The 25,051-nt window shown below is 72.9% G+C and carries 20 protein-coding genes; 14 read left to right on the plus strand and 6 right to left on the minus strand.

Features of this window, described 5'->3' with window-relative positions:
• Positions 1-43: 43 nt before the first annotated feature.
• From OG534_RS20470 to OG534_RS20490, 5 genes are all read left to right on the plus strand, one after another.
• Positions 44-973 carry an NAD-dependent epimerase/dehydratase family protein gene (locus OG534_RS20470; protein ID WP_326589602.1) on the plus strand — a complete coding sequence of 310 codons (930 nt, stop codon included), beginning with the start codon at positions 44-46 and terminating at the stop codon, positions 971-973.
• Positions 970-1,902, plus strand: coding sequence for an RNA polymerase sigma-70 factor (locus tag OG534_RS20475; protein ID WP_326589604.1), 933 nt, complete (start codon positions 970-972; stop codon positions 1,900-1,902). The genes OG534_RS20470 and OG534_RS20475 overlap by 4 nt, the downstream gene beginning before the upstream one ends.
• Before the next feature lie 143 nt (positions 1,903-2,045).
• Positions 2,046-2,465: a helix-turn-helix transcriptional regulator gene (locus tag OG534_RS20480; protein WP_326589606.1), complete on the plus strand. Its 420-nt coding sequence runs from the start codon at positions 2,046-2,048 to the stop codon at positions 2,463-2,465.
• A 10-nt stretch (positions 2,466-2,475) separates the two neighbouring features.
• Positions 2,476-2,892, plus strand: a complete 417-nt coding sequence (locus OG534_RS20485) for a VOC family protein (RefSeq protein ID WP_326589607.1) — start codon at positions 2,476-2,478, stop codon at positions 2,890-2,892.
• Positions 2,893-3,094: 202 nt separating this feature from the next.
• Entirely contained in the window at positions 3,095-5,488 is a 2,394-nt protein-coding gene (locus OG534_RS20490) for an excinuclease ABC subunit UvrA (protein WP_326589609.1), read from the plus strand.
• 9 nt (positions 5,489-5,497) lie between these two features.
• Here OG534_RS20490 and OG534_RS20495 read toward each other — a convergent pair whose 3' ends face one another.
• Both OG534_RS20495 and OG534_RS20500 read right to left on the minus strand, forming a co-directional pair.
• Complete coding sequence (locus OG534_RS20495) at positions 5,498-6,022, minus strand: hypothetical protein (RefSeq protein WP_326589611.1); 525 nt, start codon at positions 6,020-6,022, stop codon at positions 5,498-5,500.
• 162 nt (positions 6,023-6,184) lie between these two features.
• Positions 6,185-7,807, minus strand: a complete 1,623-nt coding sequence (locus OG534_RS20500) for a CocE/NonD family hydrolase (RefSeq protein ID WP_326589612.1) — start codon at positions 7,805-7,807, stop codon at positions 6,185-6,187.
• Between the two features lie 387 nt (positions 7,808-8,194).
• Here OG534_RS20500 and OG534_RS20505 point away from each other — a divergent pair, with 387 nt between their 5' ends.
• From OG534_RS20505 to OG534_RS20535, 7 genes are all read left to right on the plus strand, one after another.
• Positions 8,195-9,007: a TIGR03084 family metal-binding protein gene (locus OG534_RS20505; RefSeq protein ID WP_326589614.1), complete on the plus strand. Its 813-nt coding sequence runs from the start codon at positions 8,195-8,197 to the stop codon at positions 9,005-9,007.
• A 68-nt stretch (positions 9,008-9,075) separates the two neighbouring features.
• Entirely contained in the window at positions 9,076-10,884 is a 1,809-nt protein-coding gene (locus OG534_RS20510) for an acyclic terpene utilization AtuA family protein (RefSeq protein WP_326593726.1), read from the plus strand.
• Complete coding sequence (locus OG534_RS20515; RefSeq protein WP_326589615.1) at positions 10,881-12,479, plus strand: acyl-CoA carboxylase subunit beta; 1,599 nt, start codon at positions 10,881-10,883, stop codon at positions 12,477-12,479. The genes OG534_RS20510 and OG534_RS20515 overlap by 4 nt, the downstream gene beginning before the upstream one ends.
• Before the next feature lie 8 nt (positions 12,480-12,487).
• Entirely contained in the window at positions 12,488-14,410 is a 1,923-nt protein-coding gene (locus OG534_RS20520) for an acetyl/propionyl/methylcrotonyl-CoA carboxylase subunit alpha (RefSeq protein ID WP_326589616.1), read from the plus strand.
• A complete protein-coding gene (locus tag OG534_RS20525; protein ID WP_326589617.1) occupies positions 14,407-15,567 on the plus strand; it encodes an acyl-CoA dehydrogenase family protein in 1,161 nt (386 codons plus the stop codon). Before OG534_RS20520 ends, OG534_RS20525 begins: the two co-directional genes overlap by 4 nt.
• 687 nt (positions 15,568-16,254) lie before the next feature.
• Positions 16,255-16,992, plus strand: coding sequence for an enoyl-CoA hydratase family protein (locus OG534_RS20530; protein WP_326589619.1), 738 nt, complete (start codon positions 16,255-16,257; stop codon positions 16,990-16,992).
• Positions 16,980-17,651: a TetR/AcrR family transcriptional regulator gene (locus tag OG534_RS20535; RefSeq protein ID WP_326589620.1), complete on the plus strand. Its 672-nt coding sequence runs from the start codon at positions 16,980-16,982 to the stop codon at positions 17,649-17,651. The genes OG534_RS20530 and OG534_RS20535 overlap by 13 nt, the downstream gene beginning before the upstream one ends.
• A gap of 16 nt (positions 17,652-17,667) precedes the next feature.
• On the opposite strand, the gene OG534_RS20540 is transcribed toward OG534_RS20535, so the two are convergent.
• Positions 17,668-18,054 (minus strand): DUF3592 domain-containing protein, encoded by a 387-nt coding sequence (locus OG534_RS20540; protein WP_326589621.1) that lies wholly within the window; start codon positions 18,052-18,054, stop codon positions 17,668-17,670.
• A gap of 83 nt (positions 18,055-18,137) precedes the next feature.
• Positions 18,138-19,244, minus strand: coding sequence for a citrate synthase 2 (locus OG534_RS20545; RefSeq protein WP_326589623.1), 1,107 nt, complete (start codon positions 19,242-19,244; stop codon positions 18,138-18,140).
• 200 nt (positions 19,245-19,444) lie between these two features.
• Between OG534_RS20545 and pdxH the strand changes: the two genes are divergently transcribed.
• Complete coding sequence (pdxH, locus tag OG534_RS20550) at positions 19,445-20,107, plus strand: pyridoxamine 5'-phosphate oxidase (protein WP_326589625.1); 663 nt, start codon at positions 19,445-19,447, stop codon at positions 20,105-20,107.
• Between the two features lie 195 nt (positions 20,108-20,302).
• On the opposite strand, the gene iscB is transcribed toward pdxH, so the two are convergent.
• A complete protein-coding gene (iscB, locus tag OG534_RS20555; RefSeq protein WP_326589626.1) occupies positions 20,303-21,706 on the minus strand; it encodes an RNA-guided endonuclease IscB in 1,404 nt (467 codons plus the stop codon).
• A gap of 553 nt (positions 21,707-22,259) precedes the next feature.
• Between iscB and OG534_RS20560 the strand changes: the two genes are divergently transcribed.
• Positions 22,260-23,579 carry a PAS domain-containing protein gene (locus OG534_RS20560; protein ID WP_326589627.1) on the plus strand — a complete coding sequence of 440 codons (1,320 nt, stop codon included), beginning with the start codon at positions 22,260-22,262 and terminating at the stop codon, positions 23,577-23,579.
• Here OG534_RS20560 and OG534_RS20565 read toward each other — a convergent pair.
• Positions 23,576-24,901, minus strand: a complete 1,326-nt coding sequence (locus tag OG534_RS20565) for a serine hydrolase domain-containing protein (RefSeq protein ID WP_326589628.1) — start codon at positions 24,899-24,901, stop codon at positions 23,576-23,578. The two genes, OG534_RS20560 and OG534_RS20565, sit on opposite strands and share 4 nt — an antisense overlap.
• Positions 24,902-25,051: the final 150 nt, after the last annotated feature.

The following is a 25,051-nucleotide window of genomic DNA, read 5'->3' on the forward strand; positions in this document are numbered from 1 at the left end:
CCCGTGTGCGGAGACACGCTCCGCACACGGGAAGGTGACGATCATGCGGGTATTCGTGGCGGGTGGGACCGGGGTCCTGGGACGGCGGCTGGTGCCGCAGCTCGTGGCACGGGGGCACCAGGTGACGGCCACGACGACGAGCGCGGCCAAGCTGGGCCTGCTGGCCGAGCTGGGCGCGGACGGCGTCGTGATGGACGGGCTGGACGCGATGGCGGTCGGTGAGGCGGTGGCCGCGGCGCGGCCGGACGCGATCGTGCACCAGATGACCGCGATCTCCCCGGCGCACGCGGGCAAGCCCGACATGAAGCACCCCGACCGGTGGTTCGCCACCACGATCCGGCTGCGCCGCGAGGGCACCGACCACCTGCTGGCCGCGGCCGGGGCGACCGGCGTGTCCCACGTCGTCGCGCAGGGCTACGCCTCGTGGAACGGCATCCGCGAGGGCGGTTGGGTCAAGACCGAGGAGGACCCGCTGGACCCGGGCCCGGCGGGCGCCCGGCAGGGGGCGGAGGCGGTCCGGTACGTGGAGGACGTCGTCGTCAAGGCCGGTGGGGCGGTCCTGCGCTACGGCGGGCTCTACGGGCCGGGTGCCACCGACGACCAGGTCGAGCTCGTGCGCAAGCGGCAGTTCCCGCTGGTCGGGGGCGGCGCCGGCCACTTCTCGTGGGTGCACCTCGACGACGCGGCGAGCGCCACGGTCCTGGCCGTGGAGCAGCGGGTCCAGGGCGTGTTCAACATCGTCGACGACGAACCGGCGCCGGCCGGCGCGTGGTTGCCGTACCTCGCGGAGTGCGCGGGGGCGAAGCGGCCGATGCGGGTCCCGGCGTGGCTGGCCCGGCTGCTGGCCCGGGAGGCGGCGGTGACGATGATGACCGAGGGCCGCGGCTTCTCCAACGCCAAGGCCAAGCGGGAACTCGGCTGGGAGCTGCGCCACCCGTCCTGGCGCCAGGGATTCAAGGAGGAGCTGGCATGACCCGGACCGAGGAGTTCGAGGAGCTGCGGCCGCTGCTGTTCTCGATCGCGTACCGGATCCTGGGCAGCGTGAGCGAGGCCGAGGACGCGGTCCAGGAGGCCTGGCTGCGCTTCGCGGGCACCCCGACGCAGCCGGCGTCGACCAAGGCGTTCCTCTCGGCCGTCGTGACCCGGATATCGATCGACGTGCTGCGCTCGGCCCGCGTCCGGCGGGAGGAGTACGTCGGGCCGTGGTTCCCCGAGCCGCTGCTGACCGACCCCTACGAGGACCCGGCGCGGTCGGCGGAGCTGGCCGACTCGGTGTCGATGGCGGCCCTGTTGCTGCTGGAGCGGCTCAGCCCGCTCGAACGGGCGGTCTTCGTGCTGCGCGAGGTGTTCGGGTACGGATTCCCCGAGGTCGCGTCGGCCGTGGGCCGCACGGAGGCGGCGTGCCGCCAGCTCGCGGTGCGGGCGCGGCGCCACATGGAGGCGGGCCGGCCCCGGTTCGACGCGGACCGCAGGGAGCGCGAGGAACTCGCCGGACGGTTCTTCGACGCCTTCAGCGAGGGGGACGTCGACGGGCTGCGGGAGCTGCTCGCCGCGGATGTGGCGATGGTCGGGGACAGCGGCGGCAAGGCCCCGCAGTGGGGGACGGGCGTCTTCGGCGCCGAGAAGGTGGCCCGGCTGCTGGCCGCGATCGTCACGCCGTTCGTCCGGATCGGCGGCGCGGTGGAACCGCACGAGGTCAACGGGCAGCCGGGTGCGGTCTTCCGCGACCGGGACGGCAAGGTCATCAACACCCTGGCGCTCGACATCCTCGACGGACGGATCCAGGCGATCCGCTCGGTGGCCAACCCCGACAAGCTCGGGCACGTGGGCCCGGTCGCGGACGGCTGGGCGGTCAGCCGCGAGGCGCAGCGCGCCCGCCGGGCGGACCGGCCCGCGGACTGACCGCGAGAGCCGCCCGCCGAGATCCGCCGAGGTCGTCGAGGTCGTCGAGGTCGTCGAGGTCCGCCGGGGTCGTCGAGTTCGTCGACGCCTCGGCGGGCGGCCGGCCCACAGGGCACGCCCGGACGCCGTGGGATGCTGGGCGCATGACCTTGGAGGACCTGGTACGGCTGCGCCGTGCCCGGGACGTGATGGACCGCGACTACGCACAGCCCCTGAACGTTCCCGCGCTGGCGAGCGTCGCCCTCATGTCGCCCGGGCACTTCTCCCGCAGTTTCCGGGCCGCCTACGGGGAGACGCCGTACAGCTACCTGATGACCCGCCGCGTCGAGCGGGCGAAGGCGCTGCTGCGCCGGGGCGACATGAGCGTGACCGACGTCTGCTTCGCGGTCGGCTGCACCTCGCTGGGGTCGTTCAGCACCCGCTTCACCGAGCTCGTCGGCGAGAGCCCCAGCGTCTACCGGGCCCGCCGCCACGACGCCGGCGCCGCGATACCGGCGTGCGTCGCCAAGATCTTCACCAGACCGGTCAGGAACGGAGGAGCGGAAACCGGCGTCGCCTCGTAGCGTCGAAGGCATGAACATCAAGCTCGCACAGTGCTTCATCGCAGTCGACGACCATGACAAGGCGCTCGCCTTCTACCGCGACGTCCTCGGCCTGGAGGTGCGCAACGACGTCGGGTTCGAGGGGATGCGCTGGGTGACCGTGGGGTCGCCGGGGCAGCCGGACGTCGAGATCGTCCTCGAACCGCCGCTCGCCGACCCCAACGCCTCGCCGTCCGACCGTCAGGCGATGGCGGAACTGCTGGCCAAGGGCCTGCTGCGCGGGGTGATCTTCTCCACCGACGACGTCGACGCCACCTTCGAACGCATCCGCGCCGCCGGCGGCGAGGTGCTGCAGGAGCCGATCGACCAGCCCTACGGCGTCCGCGACTGCGCCTTCCGCGACCCCGCGGGCAACATGCTGCGTTTCAACCAGCCGCGCAAGCGGTAGGCACCGCGCGCGGCAGAGGCCCGGCCCACGGACGTGGACCGGGCCGCCGCTGCGACCGCACCCGCGCAGACGATCCGAACCAGACACCAGACACCAGCTACCAGACACCAGACATCAGACGTACGGCTCGGGGCGGCCCGGACCGATCCGGGCGACGCCGGCGGTGAGCGCCGAGGCGGACCGCCCCACAGATGGAGACACGATGAGCAAGGCCAAGAGGACGGGCACGCAGGCGCCCGAGCCGCACGCTGCCGACACCCACGACCTGATCCGCGTGCACGGCGCGCGCGTCAACAACCTCAAGGACGTCAGCATCGAGATCCCGAAGCGCCGGCTGACGGTGTTCACCGGGGTCTCCGGTTCGGGCAAGAGCTCGCTGGTGTTCGACACCATCGCCGCCGAGTCGCAGCGGCTGATCAACGAGACCTACAGCGCGTTCGTCCAGGGCTTCATGCCGACGCTGGGCCGGCCCGAGGTCGACGTCATGGAGGGGCTGACGACGGCGATCATCGTCGACCAGCAGCGGATGGGAGCCGACCCCCGCTCCACGGTCGGCACCGCCACCGACGCCAACGCGATGCTGCGCATCCTCTTCAGCCGGCTCGGCAAGCCGCACATCGGCCCGCCCAGCGCGTACGCCTTCAACGTCCCTTCGGTCCGGGCGAGCGGCGCGATCACCGTCGAGCGCGGGGCGTCGCAGAAGGCGGTGAAGGCGACCTTCAACCGCACCGGCGGCATGTGCGTGCGCTGCGAGGGCCGCGGCTCGGTCTCCGACATCGACCTCACCCAGCTCTACGACGACTCCAAGTCGCTCGCCGAGGGCGCGTTCACCATCCCCGGCTGGAAGTCCGACAGCCAGTGGACCGTGCAGGTCTACGCCCAGTCGGGCTTCGTCGACCCGGACAAGCCGATCCGCAAGTACACGAAGAAGGAGCTGCAGGCCTTCCTCTACGGCGAGCCGGTCAAGGTGAAGGTCAACGGCGTCAACCTCACCTACGAAGGACTGATCCCCAAGATCCAGAAGTCGTTCCTGTCCAAGGACAAGGAGGCGATGCAGCCGCACATCCGGGCGTTCGTGGAGCGGGCGGTCACCTTCACCACCTGCCCCGAGTGCGAGGGCACCCGGCTCAGCGAGGGGGCCCGCTCCTCGAAGATCAAGCGGATCAGCATCGCCGACGCCTGCGCGATGCAGATCAGCGATCTGGCGACCTGGGTCCGCGGTCTCGACGAGCCTTCGGTGGCGCCGCTGCTCACCGCGCTGCAGCAGACCCTCGACTCGTTCGTGGAGATCGGCCTCGGCTACCTCGCGCTCGACCGGCCGTCGGGCACGCTGTCGGGCGGCGAGGCCCAGCGCGTCAAGATGATCCGCCACCTCGGCTCCTCGCTCACCGACACCACCTACGTCTTCGACGAGCCCACCGCGGGTCTGCACCCCCACGACATCCAGCGGATGAACGGCCTGCTGCGGCGCCTGCGTGACAAGGGCAACACGGTGCTCGTCGTGGAGCACAAGCCGGAGACGATCGCGATCGCCGACCACATCGTCGACCTCGGCCCCGGCGCCGGCAGCGCGGGCGGCACCGTCTGCTTCGAGGGGACCGTCGAGGAGCTGCGGGCCGGCGGCACCGTCACCGGCCGCCACTTCGACGACCGGGCCTCCGTCAAGGAGACGGTGCGCGACGCCACCGGCACGCTGGAGATCCGCGGCGCGACGACGAACAACCTGCGGGGCGTCGACGTCGACATCCCGCTCGGGGTGCTGTGCGTCGTCACCGGCGTGGCCGGCTCCGGCAAGAGCTCGCTCGTCCACGGGTCGATCCCCTCCGGCGAGGGCGTGGTGTCGGTCGACCAGACCCCGATCAAGGGTTCGCGCCGCAGCAACCCGGCGACGTACACCGGTCTGCTCGACCCGATCCGCAAGGCCTTCGCGAAGGTCAACGGGGTGAAGCCGGCGCTGTTCAGCGCCAATTCCGAGGGCGCCTGCCCCACCTGCAACGGCGCGGGCGTCATCTACACCGACCTCGGGATGATGGCGGGCGTCTCCACGACCTGCGAGGACTGCGGGGGCAAGCGGTTCGACGCGTCGGTCCTGGAGTACCGCCTGGGCGGGCGCGACATCAGCGAGGTCCTCGCGATGCCGGTGGCCGAGGCCGAGGAGTTCTTCTCCGCGGGCGAGGCGCAGACTCCGGCCGCGCAGCGCATCCTGCGCCGGCTCGCCGACGTGGGGCTCGGCTACCTCACCCTCGGCCAGCCGCTCACCACCCTGTCCGGCGGCGAGCGCCAGCGCCTCAAGCTGGCCACGCACATGGCGGACAAGGGCGGCGTGTACGTCCTCGACGAGCCGACCAACGGCCTGCACCTCGCCGACGTCGAGCAGCTGCTCGGCCTGCTGGACCAGCTCGTCGAATCCGGCAAGTCGGTCATCGTCGTCGAGCACCACCAGGCGGTCATGGCGCACGCGGACTGGATCATCGACCTCGGCCCCGGCGCCGGACACGACGGCGGAAAGATCGTCTTCGAGGGCACCCCCGCCGACCTCGTCGCCACCCGCTCCACCCTCACGGGCGAACACCTCGCGGCCTACGTCACGACCTGACCGCGCCCCTCACTCCGTGCGGGAGACACCCAGGTCCTCCCGCATGGCGGCCCTCATCGCGGCGAGCAGGGCCCAGACCTCGTGCTGGGCCCTGCCGGCCGTCTCCATCGTCTCGCCCGGTTCGGGGGCGCCGCGTTCGAGGCGTTTGACCTGGCCGTAGACCGCGGTCAGGGCCCGGTTGACGTCCTTCGCCCGCGCGAGCACCCCGTCGGGGGCGATCATCTGCGCCTCGGAATACCGGTCGCGGTGGGCGTTCTTCGCCTCCTCCAGCGCCTCGCCGTCCGCGTCGTGCGCGCCGCGCTCCCGCAGGACGTGCAGGTGGCGGTTGAGCGCCGTGGTGAACTGCCGGGCGTCCCGGTTGAGTTCCGCGTAGCACGCGCGCCGCAGGGCGCGGTTCTCGCGGACCTCGTCATGGCCGCGGACCAGTTCTATCTCCCGGCGTTTCGCCCGTTCGGAGCCGCGCTGGGTGAGCAGCGCGCCTCCCAGGGTTCCCGCGACGCCCGCCACCGCGATGACCACCGAGCTCAGCTCCACCGACGTACCCCCGTGAACTCCTCCGGCCGCGTGCCCGCTGCACCCGGCCCCGCCGTCAAGTCTGCGCTCTCCGGCGCTCCTTGGTGCGGCGAGGTCAGGCGAGGTCAGGCGCGTCCAGGGGCGTCCAGGCGAGGCCAGGCGCGGCGGGCCGTCGTGCGCCCGCTATCCGAGCGGCAGGTCCAGATAGGACGGCGTCGCCTCCGGCGAGGTGAACGCCAGCGTCGCGCGCGGCAGGTTGGCGTCGCCGTAGAACGGGTCGCGGGCGTCGATCACCAGCATCAGCCGGTGGCCGCGCGGCACGTCGTACGCCGTCGCCTGGAGCTCGATGTCCGCGCTGATCAGGCTGTCGGGCGGTGAGTCGAGATCGCTGTACGGGGCGTGCGTGACGAGGTGCGCCGCGTCGTCGGGCCCCACGTCGAAGAGGTACGCGACGAAGGTGGACCCGGGGTTCGCCGCCCGGTACGTCACGCGCAGCCGCGGTATGCCGCGCAGCCGGACGGTCTCCGCGGCCGGGTCCGCGGTCCACACCGCGGCGACGGTGCGGTCGATGTCCTGGGTCGGGTAGACCTTCGGGCGGCCGGCGATCTCCGCGTACCCCGACTCGACGATCTTGTCGGCGACGGTCGCGGGGGTGTCCATCCCGCACAGCACGGTCGCCGTCCAGCCGGCCTGCGGTTCCTCGCCGAGCTCCCCGTCGTCCGCCAGGTGCAGCCGGTGCACCTGCTCGGTGAGGGAGGGCCAGGTGGGGCGGGGTTCGAGGGTCCTGCTCCACATGACCTCGCCGAGCACCTGCCCCTCGTCGCCGATGCCGTTGTCGGTCCCCTTGAGGTGGTGGTCGAACCAGCGGTGGGCGTCGCTCCAGATCCGGTTGGGCAGGCCGAGCATGCCGGTCATCTCCGGGCCGGAGTGGTCGCCGATGGAGACGGCGAGGCGCTTGGGTCCGGTCAGCTCGTTGAACATCTTCAGGGTCTGGTTGGCCGGGAAGAGCGTCTCGTGCCAGGCGTGCGCGAAGAACACCGGCACATGGCGGCGGTTGAGTTCCTTGATGTGGCTGAAGGGCGAACGGGTCTCCGCCCAGCGCAAGGTGCCCTGGATGTCGCGGCCGGCGAGGACGTTGTCGAAGACGCTCTGGGTCTGCGGGCTCAGCCGCGCCTTCGCGGCCGCCGCGAGCAGGGCCCGTACGGCCGCGACGTGGCGGGTGGAGTTCTCGTGGAAGGCCTCCCCGAGGTCGCCCCAGGTGCTGAGCGCGACCACGGCGTCGACACGGGTGTCGTGCGCGGCGACCAGCTGGCTGATGCCCGAGCCGTACGAGTCCCCGAGGAAGCCGATCCTCGTCACGGGGCCGGTGCTGCGCTCGATGATGTGGTCCAGGGCCCGGCTGCCGTCGGCGACGTCGAGCGGCCCGGCCACGTCGACCTGGCCCTCGGAGCCGGCGAAGCCGCGGGCGGAGTAGGCCAGGACGTTGTAGCCGCGGGCCGCGAAGCGGGTGGCCTGGACGGCGTACGTGAGCCAGCCCAGGCTGGTCCAGGGCGAGGGCATGACCACCACCGGGCGCGGCTGGGCGCCGGTGTGCCGCCAGAGCGCGGCGTCGAGCAGGTCCCCGTCGGCGCCGGTCACCTTGCCGCGGGTGAAGACGGCGAGGGAGCGGGCTTCGGCGACCTCGGCGGCGCGGGCGGGGGCGAGGCCGGTGACGTCGCCGCTCTCCAGGGCGGTGACGAAGGCGCCGAGGGCGGTCGCGTCGAGTTCGGGATAGAGGGAGAAGGGGGTTCGGGCGGCTGGAGTCACGTCGGGCCATCCTCTGCGTCGTTGTCGTCTACGTCTTCGTCGAGTGACACGAACGTGGGGAGTGGTGAGCGTGGCGGATGCTGCGGCTCGCGAGGCCGGCTCGCGGGGCCGGCTCGCGGGCCCCGGAACGGAACGCCCAGTATCGACGGGACATCCGGTGACGTATCGCGAGTTTCCGGCTTACGGCCTGAATCGCCCCCTCCGTTCCCGGTGGCCGCCGCGCGGCCGGACCTGCGGCCGACGCGCCCCACGGCAACTCCCCTTCTTGTACGTCGGATTGACGGGCGTGGCGGGAAGGTGCCGCATGCCGAGAAAATCATGCAAGCACGCTTGATTGTTTTCTCGGGTGCTGCCAGTGTTCCCCTCACGCCGAGAGGGGAGCGCACCGTGCCCGATCCGTCCGCCGTCGACGACGCCGTCGCAGTCTTTGCCGATCTGCGCGAGGAGGGCCGCGAACTCGAAGCCCTGGTAGGTGAGTTGACGGCCTCCGACTGGGCCGGACCCACCCCCGCGCCCGGCTGGACCGTCGCCCACCAGATCGCCCACCTGCACTGGACCGACCGGGCCTCGCTGCTCTCCCTCACCGACGCCACCGGCTTCGCCGGCATGGTCGAGCAGGCCCTGAAAGCTCCCGACTCCTTCGTCGACGAGGGCGCGGAGGAAGGCGCGGCGCTGCCGCCCGCCGAGCTGCTCGCCCGCTGGCGGGCCACGCGCGGCGCCCTCGACGAGGCACTCGCCGCGGCCTCGCCCGACACCCGCTTCCCCTGGTACGGGCCGCCGATGAAGGCCGCCTCGATGGCCAGTGCCCGGCTGATGGAGACCTGGGCGCACGGCCAGGACGTCGCCGACGCACTCGGCGTGCGCCGCACCCCGACCGCGCGGCTGCGGCACGTGGCACGGATCGGCGTACGGGCCCGCGACTACGCCTACGCCGTACGCGGACTGCCCGCGCCCGCCGAGGAGTTCCGGGTGGAACTGACCGCCCCCGACGGCTCGCAGGTGTGGACCTACGGCCCGCCCGACGCCCCGCAAAGGATCACCGGCCCGGCGCTCGACTTCTGCCTCCTGGTCACTCAGCGGGCCCACCGCGCCGACCTGGCCCTGACCGCCGCCGGCCCCGACGCGGACCGCTGGCTCGACATCGCCCAGGCCTTCGCGGGCCCGGCGGGACCCGGCCGCGCCCCGGGGGCCTCGCGGTGACGCGCCGGCCCCTCCTCATCGGCAACGCCTCCGGCTTCTACGGGGACCGCTTCAGCGCCCTGCGGGAGATGCTCACCGGCGGCCCGCTGGACGTGGTGACCGGGGACTACCTGGCCGAGCTGACCATGTTGATCCTGGGCCGCGACCGCCTGAAGAACCCCGACCTCGGCTACGCCAAGACCTTCCTGCGCCAGCTGGAGGAAGGGCTCGGGCTCGCGCACGATCGGGGCGTACGGATCGTCGCGAACGCCGGCGGCCTCAACCCGGCCGGACTCGCCGACGCGGTACGGGCCCTGGCCGCCAAGGCAGGCGTCCCCGTCTCCGTGGCCCACGTCGAGGGCGACGACCTCGCACCGGGCGAGGACGGGGCGCTGACCGCCAACGCCTACCTCGGGGGCGCCGGGATCACGGCCTGCCTGCGAGCCGGCGCGGACGTGGTCGTGACCGGCCGGGTCACGGACGCGGCGCTGGTCAGCGGCCCCGCGGCCTGGTGGTTCGACTGGGCCCCGGACGACCACGACCGGCTGGCGGGGGCGGTGGTCGCGGGCCACGTCCTGGAGTGCGGCACCCAGGCCACCGGCGGCAACTACGCCTTCTTCACCGCGCACGACGTCCGCCGTCCGGGCTTCCCCCTCGCGGAGATCTCCGCGGACGGCTCGTCGGTGATCACCAAGCACCCGGGCACGGGCGGAGCCGTCACCGCCGGCACCGTCACGGCCCAACTCCTCTACGAGACCCAGGGCGTGCGCTACCTCGGCCCGGACGTCACGGCCCGCCTGGACACGGTCAGGCTGACGGACGAGGGCGCGGACCGCGTGCGCATCACCGGAGTGCAGGGCGAACCCCCGCCGCCCACCCTCAAGGTGGGCGTCACCCGCATCGGCGGCTGGCGCAACGAGGTCGTCTTCGTCCTGACCGGCCTGGACATCGAGGCCAAGGCGGCCCTGGTCCGCGCGCAGCTGGCCGAGGCCCTGGAGGGCGTGGCCACCGCCGACTGGACCCTGTCCCGCACGGACCACGAGGACGCCGCGACGGAGGAAACGGCGAGCGCGCTGCTGCGGCTGGTGGTGCGCGACCCGTCCCCGGACCGCGTCGGCCGCGCCCTGACGTCCACGGCGATCGAACTGGCGCTCGGCAGCTACCCGGGCTTCCACGTCACCGCCCCACCCGGCCCGGCCCAGCCGTACGGCGTCTTCACGTCGACCCTGACCCCGGCGGAGTCCGTCCCCCACACGGCAGTCCTGCCGGACGGCACCCGCCTCCCGCTGCCCGCTGCGCGGAGCCTTTCCCCCACCCCGCCCCTTCCCGAAACTGTGGGCTCCGCCCCCAGCCCCCCGCCCCGGGGCTCCGCCCCGGACCCGGCGGGGGCTGTCTTTTCAGCCCCTCCGGCGTTTGAGGAGCGGGGTCCGGGGCGGAGCCCCGATCTTTCAGCCTCGCCGGCGTTTGAGGCGCGGGGTCTGGGGCGGAGCCCCGGTTCGGGGGACGAGCCGCCCGCAGGGCCCACCACCCGCGCCCCCCTCGGGACACTGGCCGGGGCCCGCAGCGGCGACAAGGGCGGCGACGCCAACGTCGGCGTATGGGTCGAGTCCGACGAAGCCTGGGAATGGCTGCACGCCACCCTCACCACGGAGCTGTTCCGGCACCTGCTCCCCGAGACCCGCCCGCACGCAGTGCACCGCCACCCGCTCCCCAACCTCCGCGCCCTGAACTTCACCATCACCGGCATCCTCGGCGACGGCGTCGCCTCCGGCCACCGGTTCGACCCCCAGGCCAAGGCCCTCGGCGAATGGCTCCGCGCCCGCCACCTCGACATCCCCACCCGCCTGCTGCGGCCCGCCCAGGGCCCCGTACCCGCCCCGGAGGGGACCGGCCCATGACCCGCCTGCGCACCACCGTCGACCCGCACGCCCCCGAGCACGCGCAGGCCCGTACCGCCGCGCTGGAACGCCTCGCCGCCCTCGACGCCGAGCACGCCAAGGCACTGCAGGGCGGCGGCGAGAAGTACACGGCCCGCCACAAGCAGCGCGGCAAGCTCCTGGCCCGCGAGCGCGTGGAGCTGCTCCTCGACCCGGACACCCCGTTCCTGGAGCTGTCCCCGCTGGCCGCCTGGGGCAGCGACTACCCCGTCGGCGCCTCCATGGTCACCGGCATCGGCACGGTCGAGGGCGTCGAGTGCCTGGTCACCGCCAACGACCCCACGGTCCGCGGCGGGGCCAGCAACCCCTGGACGCTGAAGAAGGCGCTGCGGGCCAACGAGATCGCCCGGCAGAACCGACTCCCCTGCATCAGCCTCGTGGAGTCCGGCGGCGCCGACCTGCCCTCCCAGAAGGAGATCTTCATCCCGGGCGGGGCGATCTTCCGCGACCTCACCCGGCTCTCGGCCGACGGCATCCCGACCGTCGCGGTCGTCTTCGGCAACTCCACCGCCGGAGGCGCGTACATCCCCGGCATGTCCGACCACACCATCATGATCAAAGACCGCTCCAAGGTGTTCCTCGGCGGCCCGCCCCTGGTCAAGATGGCCACCGGCGAGGAGAGCGACGACGAGTCCCTCGGCGGGGCCGACATGCACGCCCGCATCTCCGGCCTCGCCGACTACTACGCCCTCGACGAGCACGACGCGATCCGCCGGGCCCGCCGCGTCGTCGCCCGCCTGAACCACCGCAAGCCGCACCAGGACCCCCCGAAGGCCGAGGAACCCCTCCACGACCCCGAGGAACTCCTCGGCATCGTCCCTCCCGACCTCAAGACGCCCTTCGACCCGCGCGAGGTCATCGCACGCATCGTCGACGCCTCCGACTTCGACGAGTTCAAGCCCCTCTACGGCACCAGCCTCGTCACCGGCTGGGCCACCCTGCACGGCTACCCGGTCGGCATCCTCGCCAACGCCCAGGGCGTGCTGTTCAGCGCCGAGTCCCAGAAGGCCGCGCAGTTCATCCAGCTCGCCAACCAGCGCGACATCCCGCTCGTCTTCCTCCACAACACCACCGGCTACATGGTCGGCAAGGAGTACGAGCAGGGCGGCATCATCAAGCACGGCTCGATGATGATCAACGCGGTCTCCAACTCCCGCGTCCCCCACCTCTCCGTGCTCATCGGCGCGAGCTACGGCGCCGGCCACTACGGCATGTGCGGCCGCGCCTACGAGCCCCGCTTCCTCTTCGCCTGGCCCAGCGCCAAGTCCGCCGTCATGGGCCCCCAGCAGCTCGCCGGCGTGCTCTCCATCGTCTCCCGGCAGTCGGCCGCCGCGAAGGGACAGCCGTACGACGAGGAGGCCGACGCCGGGATGCGCGCCTTCGTGGAGGCGCAGATCGAGTCGGAGTCCCTGCCGATGTTCCTGTCCGGGCGGCTGTACGACGACGGGGTCATCGACCCCCGCGACACCCGCACCGTCCTCGGCCTGTGCCTGTCGGCCGTCCACAACGCCCCCGTCGAGGGCGCCCGTGGCGGCTTCGGCGTCTTCCGGATGTGAGCCCTCACATGACCCAGCTGATCACCTCCCTGCTCGTCGCCAACCGGGGCGAGATCGCCGTCCGGATCTTCCGCACCGCCCGCGCCCTCGGCCTGGCCACGGTCGCCGTGCACTCCGACCCGGACGCCGACGCCCTGCACGTCCGCGACGCGGACGCGGCCGTCCGCCTGCCCGGCGCGGCCCCCGCAGACACCTACCTGCGCGGCGACCTGATCATCAAGGCCGCCCTCGCCGCCGGCGCCGACGCCGTCCACCCCGGCTACGGCTTCCTCTCCGAGAACGCCGACTTCGCCCGCGAGGTCCGGGACTCCGGCCTGACCTGGATCGGCCCGCCCCCCGAGGCCATCGAGGCCATGGCCTCCAAGACCCGGGCCAAGGAACTGATGCGCGCCGCCGGCGTGCCGCTCCTCGACCCCGTCGACCCGGCCACCGCCACCCCCGCCGACCTGCCCCTCCTCCTCAAGGCCGCGGCCGGGGGCGGAGGCCGCGGGATGCGCGTGGTCCGCGACCTCGGCAGCCTCCGGGAAGCCCTCGACGGGGCCCGCGCCGAGGCCCTGTCGGCCTTCGGCGACGGCGAGGTGTTCGCCGAGCCGTACGTCGAGCGGGGCCGCCACGTCGAGGTGCAGATCCTCGCCGACGCCCACGGCACCGTCTGGGCACTCGGCACCCGCGACTGCTCCCTCCAGCGCCGCCACCAGAAGGTCATCGAGGAGGCCCCCGCACCCGGCCTCCCCGAAGCCCTGCGCGAGAGCCTGCACACGGCCGCCGTCGCCGCCGCCCGCGCCGTCTCCTACCAGGGCGCCGGCACCGTCGAGTTCCTCGTCACCGCCGACGGACGCCCGTACTTCCTGGAGATGAACACCCGCCTCCAGGTCGAACACCCCGTCACCGAAGCCGTCTTCGGCCTCGACCTCGTGGCCCTCCAGCTGCGGATCGCCGAGGGCGAGGCGCTGGCGCCCGCACCCCCGGAGCCCACCGGCCACGCCGTCGAGGCCCGCCTCTACGCCGAGGACCCCGCCCAGGACTGGCGCCCCCAGACCGGAGTCCTGCACACCCTCGCCCTCCCCGGCGAGGTCCGCGTCGACACCGGCTTCACCGACGGGGACACCGTCGGCATCCACTACGACCCCATGCTCGCCAAGGTCGTCGCCCACGCCCCCACGCGCGCCGAGGCCGTCCGCACCCTCGCCCACGCCCTCGCCGGAGCCCGCATCCACGGGCTCACCACCAACCGCGAGCTCCTCGTACGGTCCCTGCGCCACCCGGAGTTCACCGCCGGGCAGCTCGACACCGGCTTCTACGAGCGCCACCTCGCCGGCCTCACCGAGGGCGCCCCGGACGCCACCCCGGCCGCCCTCGCCGCGGCCCTCGCCGAAGCGGCCCCCGCACCGGACGCCCCCCTCGCCGCCCGCCTCGGCGGCTGGCGCAACGTCCGCTCCCAGCCGCAGACCCGCCGCTACACCGCGGCCGGCACCGAGTACGAGGTCCGCTACCGGCCCGGCCGGCTCGTCGACCACCCGGGCATCCGGGTGCTGGCCGCCACCCCCGCCCTCGTCACCCTCGAAGTCGAGGGAATCCGGCGGATGTTCCACGTGAAACGAAATTCGAACAACACCGAGGTCTACGTGGACTCCGCGCTCGGCGCCCACACCCTCACCCCCGTCCCCCGGTTCCCCGACCCCCAGGACCGCACCGAACCGGGCTCCCTGCTCGCCCCCATGCCCGGCACCGTCGTCCGCATCGCCGAGGGCCTCGCCCCCGGAAAACCCGTCACCGCCGGGCAGCCCCTGCTCTGGCTGGAGGCCATGAAGATGGAGCACCGCATCCTCGCTCCCGCCTCCGGCACGCTCACCGCGCTCCACGCCGTCACCGGCCAACAGGTCGAGTTCGGCGCCCTGCTCGCCGTAGTCCAGGAGGAAACGCAGCCATGAGCCCCACCCTCGAAACCGACGAACACACGGCCCTGCGCACCGCCGTCGCCGCCCTCGGACAGCGCTACGGCCGCGAGTACCTCGCCCGCGTCGCCCGCGAAGGCGGACACCCCGACGAGCTGTGGGCCGACGCCGCGAAGCTCGGCTACCTCGGGGTCAACCTCCCCGAGGAGTACGGAGGCGGAGGCGGCGGCATCGCCGAACTGTCCATCGTCCTCGAAGAACTGGGCGCGGCGGGCTGCCCGCTCCTCATGATGGTCGTCTCGCCCGCCATCTGCGGCACGGTCATCGCCCGCTTCGGCACCGAGGCCCAGAAGCGGGCCTGGCTCCCCGGCCTCGCCGACGGCAGCCGCACCATGGCCTTCGGCATCACCGAACCCGACGCCGGATCCAACTCCCACCGGATCACCACCACGGCCCGCCGCGACGGCGACGGCTGGGTCCTCACCGGCCGCAAGGTCTTCATCTCCGGCGTCGACATCGCCGACGCCACCCTCGTCGTCGGCCGCACCGAGGACGCCCGGTCCGGCCGCCTCAAGCCCTGCCTCTTCATCGTCCCGCGCGACACCCCCGGCTTCCTCCGCACGGTCATCGACATGGAACTGCAGGCGGCGGAGAAGCAGTTCGAGCTCGTCCTCGACGACGTGCGGCTGCCCGCCGACGCGCTGGTCGGCGACGAGGACGCGGGCCTGCTCCAGCTGTTCGCCGGACTCAACCCCGAGCGGATCATGACCGCCGCCTTCGCCATCGGGATGGGCCGCTACGCCCTCGCCAAGGCCGTGGACTACGCGAAGACCCGCCAGGTCTGGAAGGAGCCCATCGGCGCCCACCAGGCCGTGGCGCACCCCCTCGCGCAGGCCCACATCGAGCTGGAGCTGGCGCGCCTGATGATGCAGAAGGCCGCGCGGCTGTACGACGCGGGCGACGACATGGGGGCGGGGGAGGCCGCGAACATGGCGAAGTACGCCGCGGGGGAGGCATGCGTGAGGGCGGTGGACCAGTCCGTCCACACCCTCGGCGGCAACGGCCTCACCCGCGAATACGGCCTGGGCTCCCTCATCACCGCCTCCCGCGTGGCCCGGATCGCCCCGGTCAGCCGCGAGATGATCCTCAACTACGTCTCCCACCAGACCCTGGGCCTCCCAAAGTCGTACTGACGGCTTGCCCTGCGGATGTCTCGGCAGGGGGGCGGGGCTCACGCCGTGTGCCGGGCGCTGCCCGGACCCGCGCCTCAAACGCCGGCGAGGCTGAATTTGCCTGCGCTGAGCTTCCGGGTGCTGCCCGGACTCGCGCCTCAATCGCCGGCGGGGCTGGATGGTGCGGGTTTGTCGGTGCAGGTCGGTGCGTGGGGCCGTGCCGGGGTGTCTCCTCGGCTCGCGCCTGCGGGCAGGTCCCGGCCATCGGCCTGGGTTGCGCGCTCGTCCTGCGGGGACACCCCGGCACGTCCCCACTCCCCTCCGCCCCAGTCACGCGAAGGAACTTCCCCCGCACTGCCGAAGCCGGCCGGTGGGGCGGGGACACGCAGGAGGGTCCCCGCAGGACGAGCGCGCAACCCAGGCCGTACGGCTGGACCACTGCCAAGTGCGCGAGCCGAGGAGATCCTCGTGCGGGGCACCGACCCACCCCCGGACACCGCCAAGCCCCGCAGGGAACCGGCACATTCAGCCCCGCCGGCGTTTGAGGCGCGGGTCCGGGCAGCGCCCGGCACACGGCGCGAGCCGAGAAGACATCGCCAAGCCCCCGCAGGGCAACCGCAAGGACTCGCCGACGTACCCTCCCCGAGGGATATCCGCACACCGCCAAGCCCCCCCCGCAGGGGACCCGCAGACCGCTCCGGAGGAGACATGGCCCCACTCGTGCACGCCGCCCAGGCGACCGGCGTCACCACCCTCACCCTCGACTCCCCGGCCAACCGCAACGCCCTCTCCGCGGAGCTCGTCGCAGACCTCCGCGCCGCCCTCGCCGCCGCCGGGGCGGACCCGGCGGTCCGGGCCGTCGTCCTCACCCACACCGGCACCACCTTCTGCTCCGGCGCCGACCTCAAGTCCCCCTTCGACCCGGCCGACTTCCTCGCCCTGCTCCGCGAGACCGCCGGGCTGCCCAAGCCCGTCCTCGCCCGCGTCACCGGCCACGTCCGCGCCGGCGGCCTCGGCCTGCTCGGCGTCTGCGACATCGCCGCCGCCGGGCCGCAGTCCTCGTACGCCTTCACCGAGACCCATCTGGGCCTCGCCCCCGCGGTGATCTCCATCCCGCTGCTCCCGCGCCTCGACCCGCGCGCCGCCGCCCGCTACTTCCTCACCGCGGAGACCTTCGACGCCGCCGAGGCCGCCCGGATCGGCCTGCTCACCCTGCACGCCGACGACGTGGACGAGGCCCTGGAGCCCGTACTCGCCGGTCTGCGCAAGGCCTCCCCGCAGGGCCTGGCCGCGACGAAGGCGCTGACCGCCGCGGCCGTGTGCGAGGCCCTGGAGCGCGACGGGGCCCGCCTGACGGAGCTGTCCGCGGGACTGTTCGCCTCCGCCGAGGCCCGCGAGGGCATCACCGCCCGCTTCGAGCGCCGGGAACCGTCATGGGCACTGTGACCGGCACGACGGGGGCGACCGGGTCCGGGACCGGAGCCGGGGCCGGGACCGGAGCCGGAGCCGGGGCCGGGGCGACCGGCACGTCCGGCCCCAAGCAGGCGCGCAGCCGCGTCACCCGCCGCCACCTCCTGGAGGCGGCCGTGTCCTGCCTGGCGGAACACGGCTGGGCCGGCTCCACCGTCGCCGTCGTCGCCGAACGCGCCGGCGTCTCGCGCGGCGCCGCCCAGCACCACTTCCCGACCCGCGAGGACCTGTTCACGGCGGCCGTCGAGTACGTGGCCGAGGAGCGGTCCACAGCCCTGCGCGACCTGTTCCACGCAGGCCCGGTCGCCCGCCCGGCCGTGGTCGAGGCCCTCGTGGACCTGTACACGGGCACCCTCTTCCGGGCCGCGCTCCAGCTGTGGGTCGCCGCCTCCAACGAGGAGCAGCTGCGCCCCCGGGTCACCGAACTGGAGGCCCGGGTCGGCCGCGAGACCCACCGCATAGCCGTCGAGCTGCTGGGCGCGGACGAGTCCGAGCCGGGCGTACGGGAGACCGTGCAGGGCCTCCTCGACATGGCCCGCGGCCTGGGCCTGGCCAACGTACTCACCGACGACGCGGCCCGCCGGGCCCGCGTGGTCGCCCAGTGGTCCCGGATCATCGACACGACCCTGGCCTGAGGCGGAGCCCCGTCGGTCAGCCGAAGGCGGACACCAGCGTCACCGCGAGGGACACCCCCATCAGCCCGAACAGGTCGTAGTGCTGCCAGGGCGCTGTCCGGGCCGCGAGCGCGGTCTCGGCCCGGGACGGGTCCCTCGGGTCGTACAGCACCTCGACCGAGTCGCCCTCCCGCGTCCCCGGAGGGCAGTCGCCGGCGCCGGCCAGATGGGTCCGGGTGCGGCCTTCGGGAGTCGGGTAGCGCAGCGTGAGCCGGGCCGGGCCGCCCTCCGCGGGCCGTTGCACGGCGGAGCAGTGGGCCGGTACCGCGACTCCGCGTCGGCGCAACACCAGCCTGCGCCGCAACGCGAACACGGCGAAGAGCAGCGCGCTGAGGCCGAGGACGACGTAGGGGATCTTGCGCACGGGCGCTCCGGTACGTGGCAGGGGCGCCGCGCCCCGGAGGAGTGCGGGACGCGGCGCCGCGCGGTGGAAGGGGACGGAGGCCGTCAGGCGGTCTCGGCGATGTCCGCGTAGCCCTCGATCTCCTGCGGGTTGCGCCGGCCCGGCCCCGTGTAGCGGGCCGACGGCCGCACCAGGCGGCCCGTGCGCTTCTGCTCCAGGATGTGCGCGGACCAGCCCGCGGTACGGGCGCAGCTGAACATCGACGTGAACATGTGCGCCGGGACCTCGGCGAAGTCCAGCATGATCGCGGCCCAGAACTCCACGTTGGTGGCCAGCACCCGGTCGGGCCGGCGCGCGTGCAGCTCCTCCAGCGCGGCCTTCTCCAGTGCGGCGGCCACCTCGTAGCGCGGCGCGTCCAGCTCCTTGGCGGTGCGCCGCAGCACGCGGGCGCGCGGGTCCTCGGCGCGGTAGACGCGGTGCCCGAAGCCCATCAGCCGCTCGCCCTTGTCCAGGGCCTTCTTCACGTACGCCACGGCGTCGCCGGTGCGCTCGATCTCCTCGATCATGCCGAGCACGCGGGACGGCGCCCCGCCGTGCAGCGGCCCCGACATGGCGCCCACGGCGCCGGACAGCGCGGCGGCGACGTCCGCACCGGTCGAGGCGATCACCCGCGCCGTGAAGGTGGAGGCGTTCATCCCGTGCTCGGCGGCGGAGGTCCAGTACGCGTCGACGGCCTTGACGTGCTTCGGGTCCGGCTCGCCCCGCCAGCGGATCATGAACCGCTCGACCACGGACTCGGCCTTGTCGATCTCCCGCTGCGGCACCATGGGCAGGCCCTGGCCGCGGGCGGACTGGGCGACGTACGACAGCGCCATCACGGCCGCGCGCGCCAGGTCGTCGCGGGCGGTCTGCTCGTCGATGTCCAGGAGCGGTTTCAGACCCCACACGGGGGCGAGCATGGCCAGCGCGGACTGGACGTCGACGCGGATGTCACCGGAGTGGACCGGGATCGGGAAGGGCTCGGCGGCCGGCAGGCCGGGGTTGAAGGCACCGTCGACCAGCAGGCCCCAGACGTTCCCGAAGGAGACGTGCCCGACGAGATCCTCGATGTCGACCCCGCGGTAGCGGAGGGAACCGCCTTCCTTATCCGGTTCGGCGATCTCGGTCTCGAACGCGACGACCCCTTCGAGCCCGGGTACGAAGTCGGACATCAGGCGGCTCCTCAGATAGTGCGAACACGCGCGGCTCCCGGCGTGACTCGCGGTCCGGCGCGGTCATCCCCGTTGATGCCCGGCACGGCCGATGGTCACCCGCTTGGGCACCTTCGGACCGGCCCCAAGATTTTGGCCGCTCCGCCCCGACTGCGGAAGCGTGACATACGGCACACCGTCACCGGTCGCGCTGCGGCAGGATGGCCCGCGTGACCGACCAGGACATTGACCCCGCCATGATGCGCAAGCAGTACCGCTCGGAGATCGTCCACCAGGAGACGCTCGCCGGGTCCCCGATGGACCAGTTCGCCCTGTGGTTCCAGCAGGCCGCGGACTCGCACCTCTTCGAACCGAACGCCATGATCGTCTCGACGGCCACCGCCGACGGACGGCCCAGCTCGCGCACGGTGCTGATGAAGCAGTTCGACGGGCGGGGGTTCGTGTTCTTCACCAACTACGCCTCCCGCAAGGGCCGCGAGATCGCCGAGAACCCGTACGTGTCCCTGCTCTTCCCCTGGCACCCCATCTCCCGCCAGGTGGTCGTCACCGGCACGGCGACCCGCATCGGCCGCGACGAGACCGCGGCGTACTTCCGCTCCCGCCCGCACGGCTCCCAGCTGGGCGCCTGGGCGAGCGAGCAGTCCAGCGTGATCGGCTCCCGCGCGGAGCTGGACCGCCGCTACGCCGAGCTCGCCGCCCGCTACCCGGAGGGCGAGCAGGTCCCGGTCCCGCCGGAGTGGGGCGGGCTGCGCGTGGTCCCGGACGCGGTGGAGTTCTGGCAGGGCCACGAGAACCGCCTGCACGACCGCCTGCGCTACGTCCTGGACGCGGACGAGTGGCGCGTCGAGCGGCTCTGCCCGTAGCGGCGCGGCCGCGGGAAACAGACGACCCGCGGGCTCGGGTCTCTCCCCTGCAGTGGGAGAAGCCGGCCGGACGTACCGGCGAGCCCGCGGGTCGGGTGACTGCTGTGGATTGGCGCCTGGCGATCCCGCCGGGCACCGCACTGGGTGCGTGCGACGACGGGCGCTTAGCCCGCAGTCACCTCACGCGTCCGGATTTCATACATTTCCGGGATCACCTCCTTTCAGTGTGGGACCACTGTAAGCAGCCCTGCGCTGCTCGTTCAATGGAATTTCGCGGGCGAATCCGTAGGTGTATCCATCGGCCCTCTGCAGGAGTCGAAGATTCCGGTGGGAGACGTCAAACCGGCTGGTCAGCGTCGTAATCCGGTGCTGACCACTGGTCCGCACCGCGATACGTCCGACCCACTTGCCGACCCACTTCCCCTTGGAAAGGACAGCCTCCACCAGGTCTCCGGTCGCGTACCCGTGGTGGACCTTGCCGCGCGGCCGTTGCAAGCGGGGGAAGCCGAAGCGGTCCGGGGTGGTCCTGGCGTACGAACCACGTCCCGTCGATGTCACCACCAGGACCTGTGCGGGTACGCGGACGACGGCGTCCCCTCGCTCGGGGATGATGACCCCGGTCGCCAGGGCGTCGAGCGTGTGGCTCTTCGGCAGCCTCGCCGCGAAACGGTTCCAGCGCGTACGACCGCCCGACCAGGTGTGCACGGGCACACCCAGCGTTGTGAGGGCTTCCACGACCTGGAGCCTGGTGGCGTTCATGACCGCGACGTCCTGGAGCGGTTTCCGGAGCTGGGTGATCACGTCGGCCAGTCGAGTGGGCTGCCCGGACAGGAATTCTTCGACGCGTGACGTCCCCTTCGCCTGATTGCAGGGGATGCAGGCGAGGACGAGATTCGACATGCGATCCGATCCCCCGCGGCTCCGGGGCCGGACGTGCTCGATGTTGAGAGGCACTCCGGTGGCACCGCAGTAGGCGCAAGATCTATTCCATTTGGCCAGAAGGAACTCGCGGACCTCGGATCCGGCGAGCGTCGAGTCCGGGTTGCCCCGTATCTCGGATGGCCTGACTCCGGCGACAGCGGCCGTATCGAAGGCGACCTGTTCCACATGGATCTCGACAACCGGCGCGTACCGGCAGAGTCGCGTGACGAGAGACAGGGTGGCGTCGATGCGGTGACGCAAGGACGGGGGAAGCCAACCAGCCGGCCGGGGGCGGTTTTCGTATCGAGGTGCCCGGTACCGGAGATTCGCCGAGCGCCTGCGGCGACGGTAGCCCGCGCGGCGCATCATCCCCCTGTGGATCTGCTGTCCCCGGTGCCGGAGTTCGATCGCGATCAGCCCCCGGCGGACGACGGGGGCTCGCGCCTGCGGGTCGACTTGACGGCGCTCGTCAGTGATCGCGATGCCCGTCGCCTTGGAGCCGGGGTCGAGGCGCAGCTGTACGCCCTCGACGGTGGAGCCCGTGCGGGTCCGGTGCTTGAGCCGGATGGCGAAAGGGGCTCGCCGTGCGACGACGGCACGTCCGCTGTCGAGCAACGCGCGGGCACGGGCAGGATGGCAGGGCATGAGCGGCTCGCCTCCCTTCGCCAGCACGAACACCCGGGCTGCTGCCAGGCGGGGAGCGTCACCGCTCCCGGTCTCTGCCGTCGCCGCTGCCGAAGCAGCGGGTCGGGCGTGTCGCCGACGCGTCCCGGTGCGGACGCCGCCGGTCTCCCCTCGCCCATGTTCAACACCGGTGCCCGGCCTTGCCGCCGGGACTCCGCGAGCCGTTTCGTTCCTGCTCCCAGGAGTGTCTGCGCACACGGATTCCAGAGCAGGCTGCTGAGGAAGCACAGCCTGGTGGGTCTGTTCACCTGTGGAAAACGTAGTCATCGAGGCACCTCGTCTGATCCTGGGATCGTGATGACCGGGGCTGGTCGCCCGTGTGAGGGAGCGAGCGACCTCCCTTCTCGTGGTCCCCATGACGCTAGGCACGTGGACCGTGCCGTGCGCACGAATCAGGCGAGGTCACTCGAACGTGTGGTCGCCCCGTTCGTGCAGTCCCTGGGCCTATGGGTGTGGATCGATTTCCCCGAATGCGGTGTGGGCTGCGTCACGTTCGCGTTGAATGATCTGACGTGCCGCACACGCGAACACCTGCTGGGGGTGCCAGGTGACTGCTTCCGGGCGTAACGAGACCACCGACGATCTGCTCGCAGCGCTGCTGGACGGGATGGACGCCGCCCTGTGCGCGTTCGACGCCGACGGCGTGATCACCCACTGGAACCGGGAGGCCGAGCGGATCCTGGGCTGGTCCGCCGGTGAGGCCGTGGGGCGCAAGGGGTTCGAGGGGTGGGCGGTGCGGGCCGCCGACGCGCAGGACGTGCAGGACAGACTCATGGCGGCCCAGCACGTGCCCGGGCGGCAGGTGCACGAGTTCGCGCTGCTGACCAAGGACGGCGGGCGCGTGCTCGTACGGACCCAGTCCGCCGGGGTGCCGGGCGCGGACGGGAAACCCGCCGGGGTGTACTGCGCCTTCAGCGAGGTGCACGCGCAGATCGACCTGGAGCGGTCGATCGCGCTGAGCGAGGCCCTGATGGAGGACGCCTCGTGGGGCGTCGTCCTCGTCGACGTCGACCTGCGCCCCGCCGTGGTCAACGCGCACGCCGCGCGCGCCTTCGGCACCGGCCGCACCGCGCTGCTCGGGCGGCCGCTCGGGGAGCTGCTCACCCAGGGCGTGGAGGAGCTCGAAGGCGCCCTGCAGCACGTGCTCGCCGAGGGGGCGCCGCCCGCGCCGGTGGAGATGTGGGTGTCGGTGCGCACGGCGGAGGGGGTGCGGCGCAGGTGCTGGCGGTGCGGGTTCCTGCGACTGGCCTCGCCGCTCGCGGAGGAGCCGGTGCCGCTGGGCGTCGGCTGGCTGTTCCAGGACGTCACCGAGGCCCGGCAGGAGCAGCTGGACACGGCGCGGCTGCGGTTCCGGTCCCATCAGCTGCACCGGGCCGGGCGGGCCGCCGCCGAGTGCGAGGACCCGGCCGAGGCGGCCGCGGTACGCCTGGACTTCGCCCTCGCCGGTTTCGCCGAGCACGTGCTGCTGGACGTACTGGATCCGACGGCCGACCCCGATCGGCGAAGGCTCGTACGGTCCGGCGCGTCACCGCCGGCGCTGTCGGGGCCCGGGTCGATCCCCGTGCGGTACGTGGCCGGGCACCCGGCGCTGCAGGCGCTGGACCGGATCGGCTCGGTGCGGACCAGCGCCCCGCGCGGGGAGGCGGACGCGGAGTGGGCGCGGGTCCGCCAGTGGCCCGAGGGCGCTGCGCACGGGCTGTGCACGGTGCTGCGGAGCCGGGGGCGGACCCTGGGGGCGCTGACCTTCCTGCGCGGGCCCTCGCGGGTCGCCTTCGAGCAGGCGGACGCGGCGTACGCGGAGGAGGTCGCGGCCCGGGTCGCGGCCGACCTGGACCTGGCGGCGGGAGGCGCCGCGCCCGCGCCCTAGTTGCGGTTCTCGCCGACCTGGGCCGGGGAGGGCAGGGTCCACACGTGGTCCGGGGTGACGATCTGCGTGACGGCCCGGCCGATGGCGGTGCTGTACGAGCCGCCGCGGTCCACGTCGGAGTTGACCAGGACGACGAGCGTGGCCTTCTGCTGCGGCAGTCCGGCCGCTATGGACTCGTATCCCGGCAGTTCGCCGTTGTGCCCGAGCCAGCCGTTGACGTCGGCGATGCCGAGGCCGTACGAGACGCCCGGCACGCCGACGGATTCGGTGCGCAGCCGCTGCGCCTGCGTGGCGGGGGTCAGCAGCCGGCCGTCGACGAGGGCCGGGACCCAGGTGTGCAGGTCGTCGAGGTCGGAGATGGCGGCGCCGGCGGCCCAGGCCCAGGAGGGGTTCCAGGTGGTGGCCTCGGCGACGGTGCCGTCCGGGGTGAAGGTCGTGTAGCCCTGCGCGTGCGGCTCGGGGAACTCCGCGCCGGTCGGCAGGGAGGTGCTGGTCAGCTTCAGCGGGCCGAACACGTGCTGCTGGAGGAAGGTGTGCAGCGGCTGCCCGCCGATCTTCTCGACGACCAGGCCGAGCAGCACGGTGTTGGTGTTGCTGTACTCCCACTTCGCTCCCGGCGCGAAGTTCGCGGGGTGGGTGAAGGCGAGGTCGAGCAGCTGCTGCGGGGTGTAGGTGCGCTGCGGGTCGGTGCGCAGGGCGTCGAGGAACTTCGGGTCGCTGGTGTAGTCGTACAGGCCGCTGCGCATGGCGGCGAGCTGCCGCAGGGTGATCCGGTCGCCGCCCGGGACTCCGGCCACGTACTTCGAGATCGGGTCGTCGAGGCCGATGCGTCCCTGGTCGACGAGCTGGAGGACGGCGGTGACGGTGAACGTCTTGGTGACGCTGCCGATGCGCATGTGGAGGTCGGACTTCATGGGTGTCCCGGACGCCTGGTCGGCGACGCCGAAGGACTTCACGTAGTCGCCGCGGCCGGGTATCCACACGCCGACGATCACGCCGGGGATGGCGTCTTTCTTCATCGCCGCGGTGATCGCGGCGTCGAGCCGGGCGACGGTGGCCGGGTCGAGGTCCTGGGCGACGGGGCGGAGGCCGTCGTGCCGTGCGGGGTCCTGCCGTGCGTCGGCCTGTCGCGCTGCGGCGGCGGAGAGGGACGCGGCCTGGGCCCGGCCCTGGGCGGTCTGGGCGGTCTGGGCGCTCAGGGCGGCCGGGGCCGCCACGCCGCCCGTCAGGAGCAGCAGGAGCGCCGCCGCACCGGCCCGCAGGACCCGTCGGGAGGCGTGCGCCGCGGCGGGTGCCGGCTTCGGGGCGGGAGTGGCGGACATGCCCGGTCACCTCTGATCTCCGGGTCTGATCCCTGGTCCGATCTCCTGGTCTGGTCACCGGGTCTGATCCCGGTCCGATCTCCGGGTCTGGTCTCCGGGTCTGGTCTCCGGGTCCCGGGTTCCCTTCCCACCCATCGTAGAAACGGGGCC

Source organism: Streptomyces sp. NBC_01294, from assembly GCF_035917235.1.
GTDB classification, from domain to species: Bacteria; Actinomycetota; Actinomycetes; order Streptomycetales; family Streptomycetaceae; genus Streptomyces; species Streptomyces caledonius.

Bases quoted from the DNA above. Each gene is read 5' to 3' on its own strand.
- OG534_RS20470 (WP_326589602.1), top strand. From the start codon at position 44: ATGCGGGTATTCGTGGCGGGTGGGACCGGGGTCCTGGGACGGCGGCTG.
- OG534_RS20475 (WP_326589604.1), top strand. From the start codon at position 970: ATGACCCGGACCGAGGAGTTCGAGGAGCTGCGGCCGCTGCTGTTCTCG.
- OG534_RS20480 (WP_326589606.1), top strand. From the start codon at position 2,046: ATGACCTTGGAGGACCTGGTACGGCTGCGCCGTGCCCGGGACGTGATG.
- OG534_RS20485 (WP_326589607.1), top strand. From the start codon at position 2,476: ATGAACATCAAGCTCGCACAGTGCTTCATCGCAGTCGACGACCATGAC.
- OG534_RS20490 (WP_326589609.1), top strand. From the start codon at position 3,095: ATGAGCAAGGCCAAGAGGACGGGCACGCAGGCGCCCGAGCCGCACGCT.
- OG534_RS20510 (WP_326593726.1), top strand. From the start codon at position 9,076: ATGCTCACCGGCGGCCCGCTGGACGTGGTGACCGGGGACTACCTGGCC.
- OG534_RS20515 (WP_326589615.1), top strand. From the start codon at position 10,881: ATGACCCGCCTGCGCACCACCGTCGACCCGCACGCCCCCGAGCACGCG.
- OG534_RS20520 (WP_326589616.1), top strand. From the start codon at position 12,488: ATGACCCAGCTGATCACCTCCCTGCTCGTCGCCAACCGGGGCGAGATC.
- OG534_RS20525 (WP_326589617.1), top strand. From the start codon at position 14,407: ATGAGCCCCACCCTCGAAACCGACGAACACACGGCCCTGCGCACCGCC.
- OG534_RS20530 (WP_326589619.1), top strand. From the start codon at position 16,255: ATGGCCCCACTCGTGCACGCCGCCCAGGCGACCGGCGTCACCACCCTC.
- OG534_RS20535 (WP_326589620.1), top strand. From the start codon at position 16,980: ATGGGCACTGTGACCGGCACGACGGGGGCGACCGGGTCCGGGACCGGA.
- OG534_RS20545 (WP_326589623.1), bottom strand. From the start codon at position 19,244: ATGTCCGACTTCGTACCCGGGCTCGAAGGGGTCGTCGCGTTCGAGACC.
- pdxH (WP_326589625.1), top strand. From the start codon at position 19,445: ATGGCCCGCGTGACCGACCAGGACATTGACCCCGCCATGATGCGCAAG.
- OG534_RS20565 (WP_326589628.1), bottom strand. From the start codon at position 24,901: ATGTCCGCCACTCCCGCCCCGAAGCCGGCACCCGCCGCGGCGCACGCC.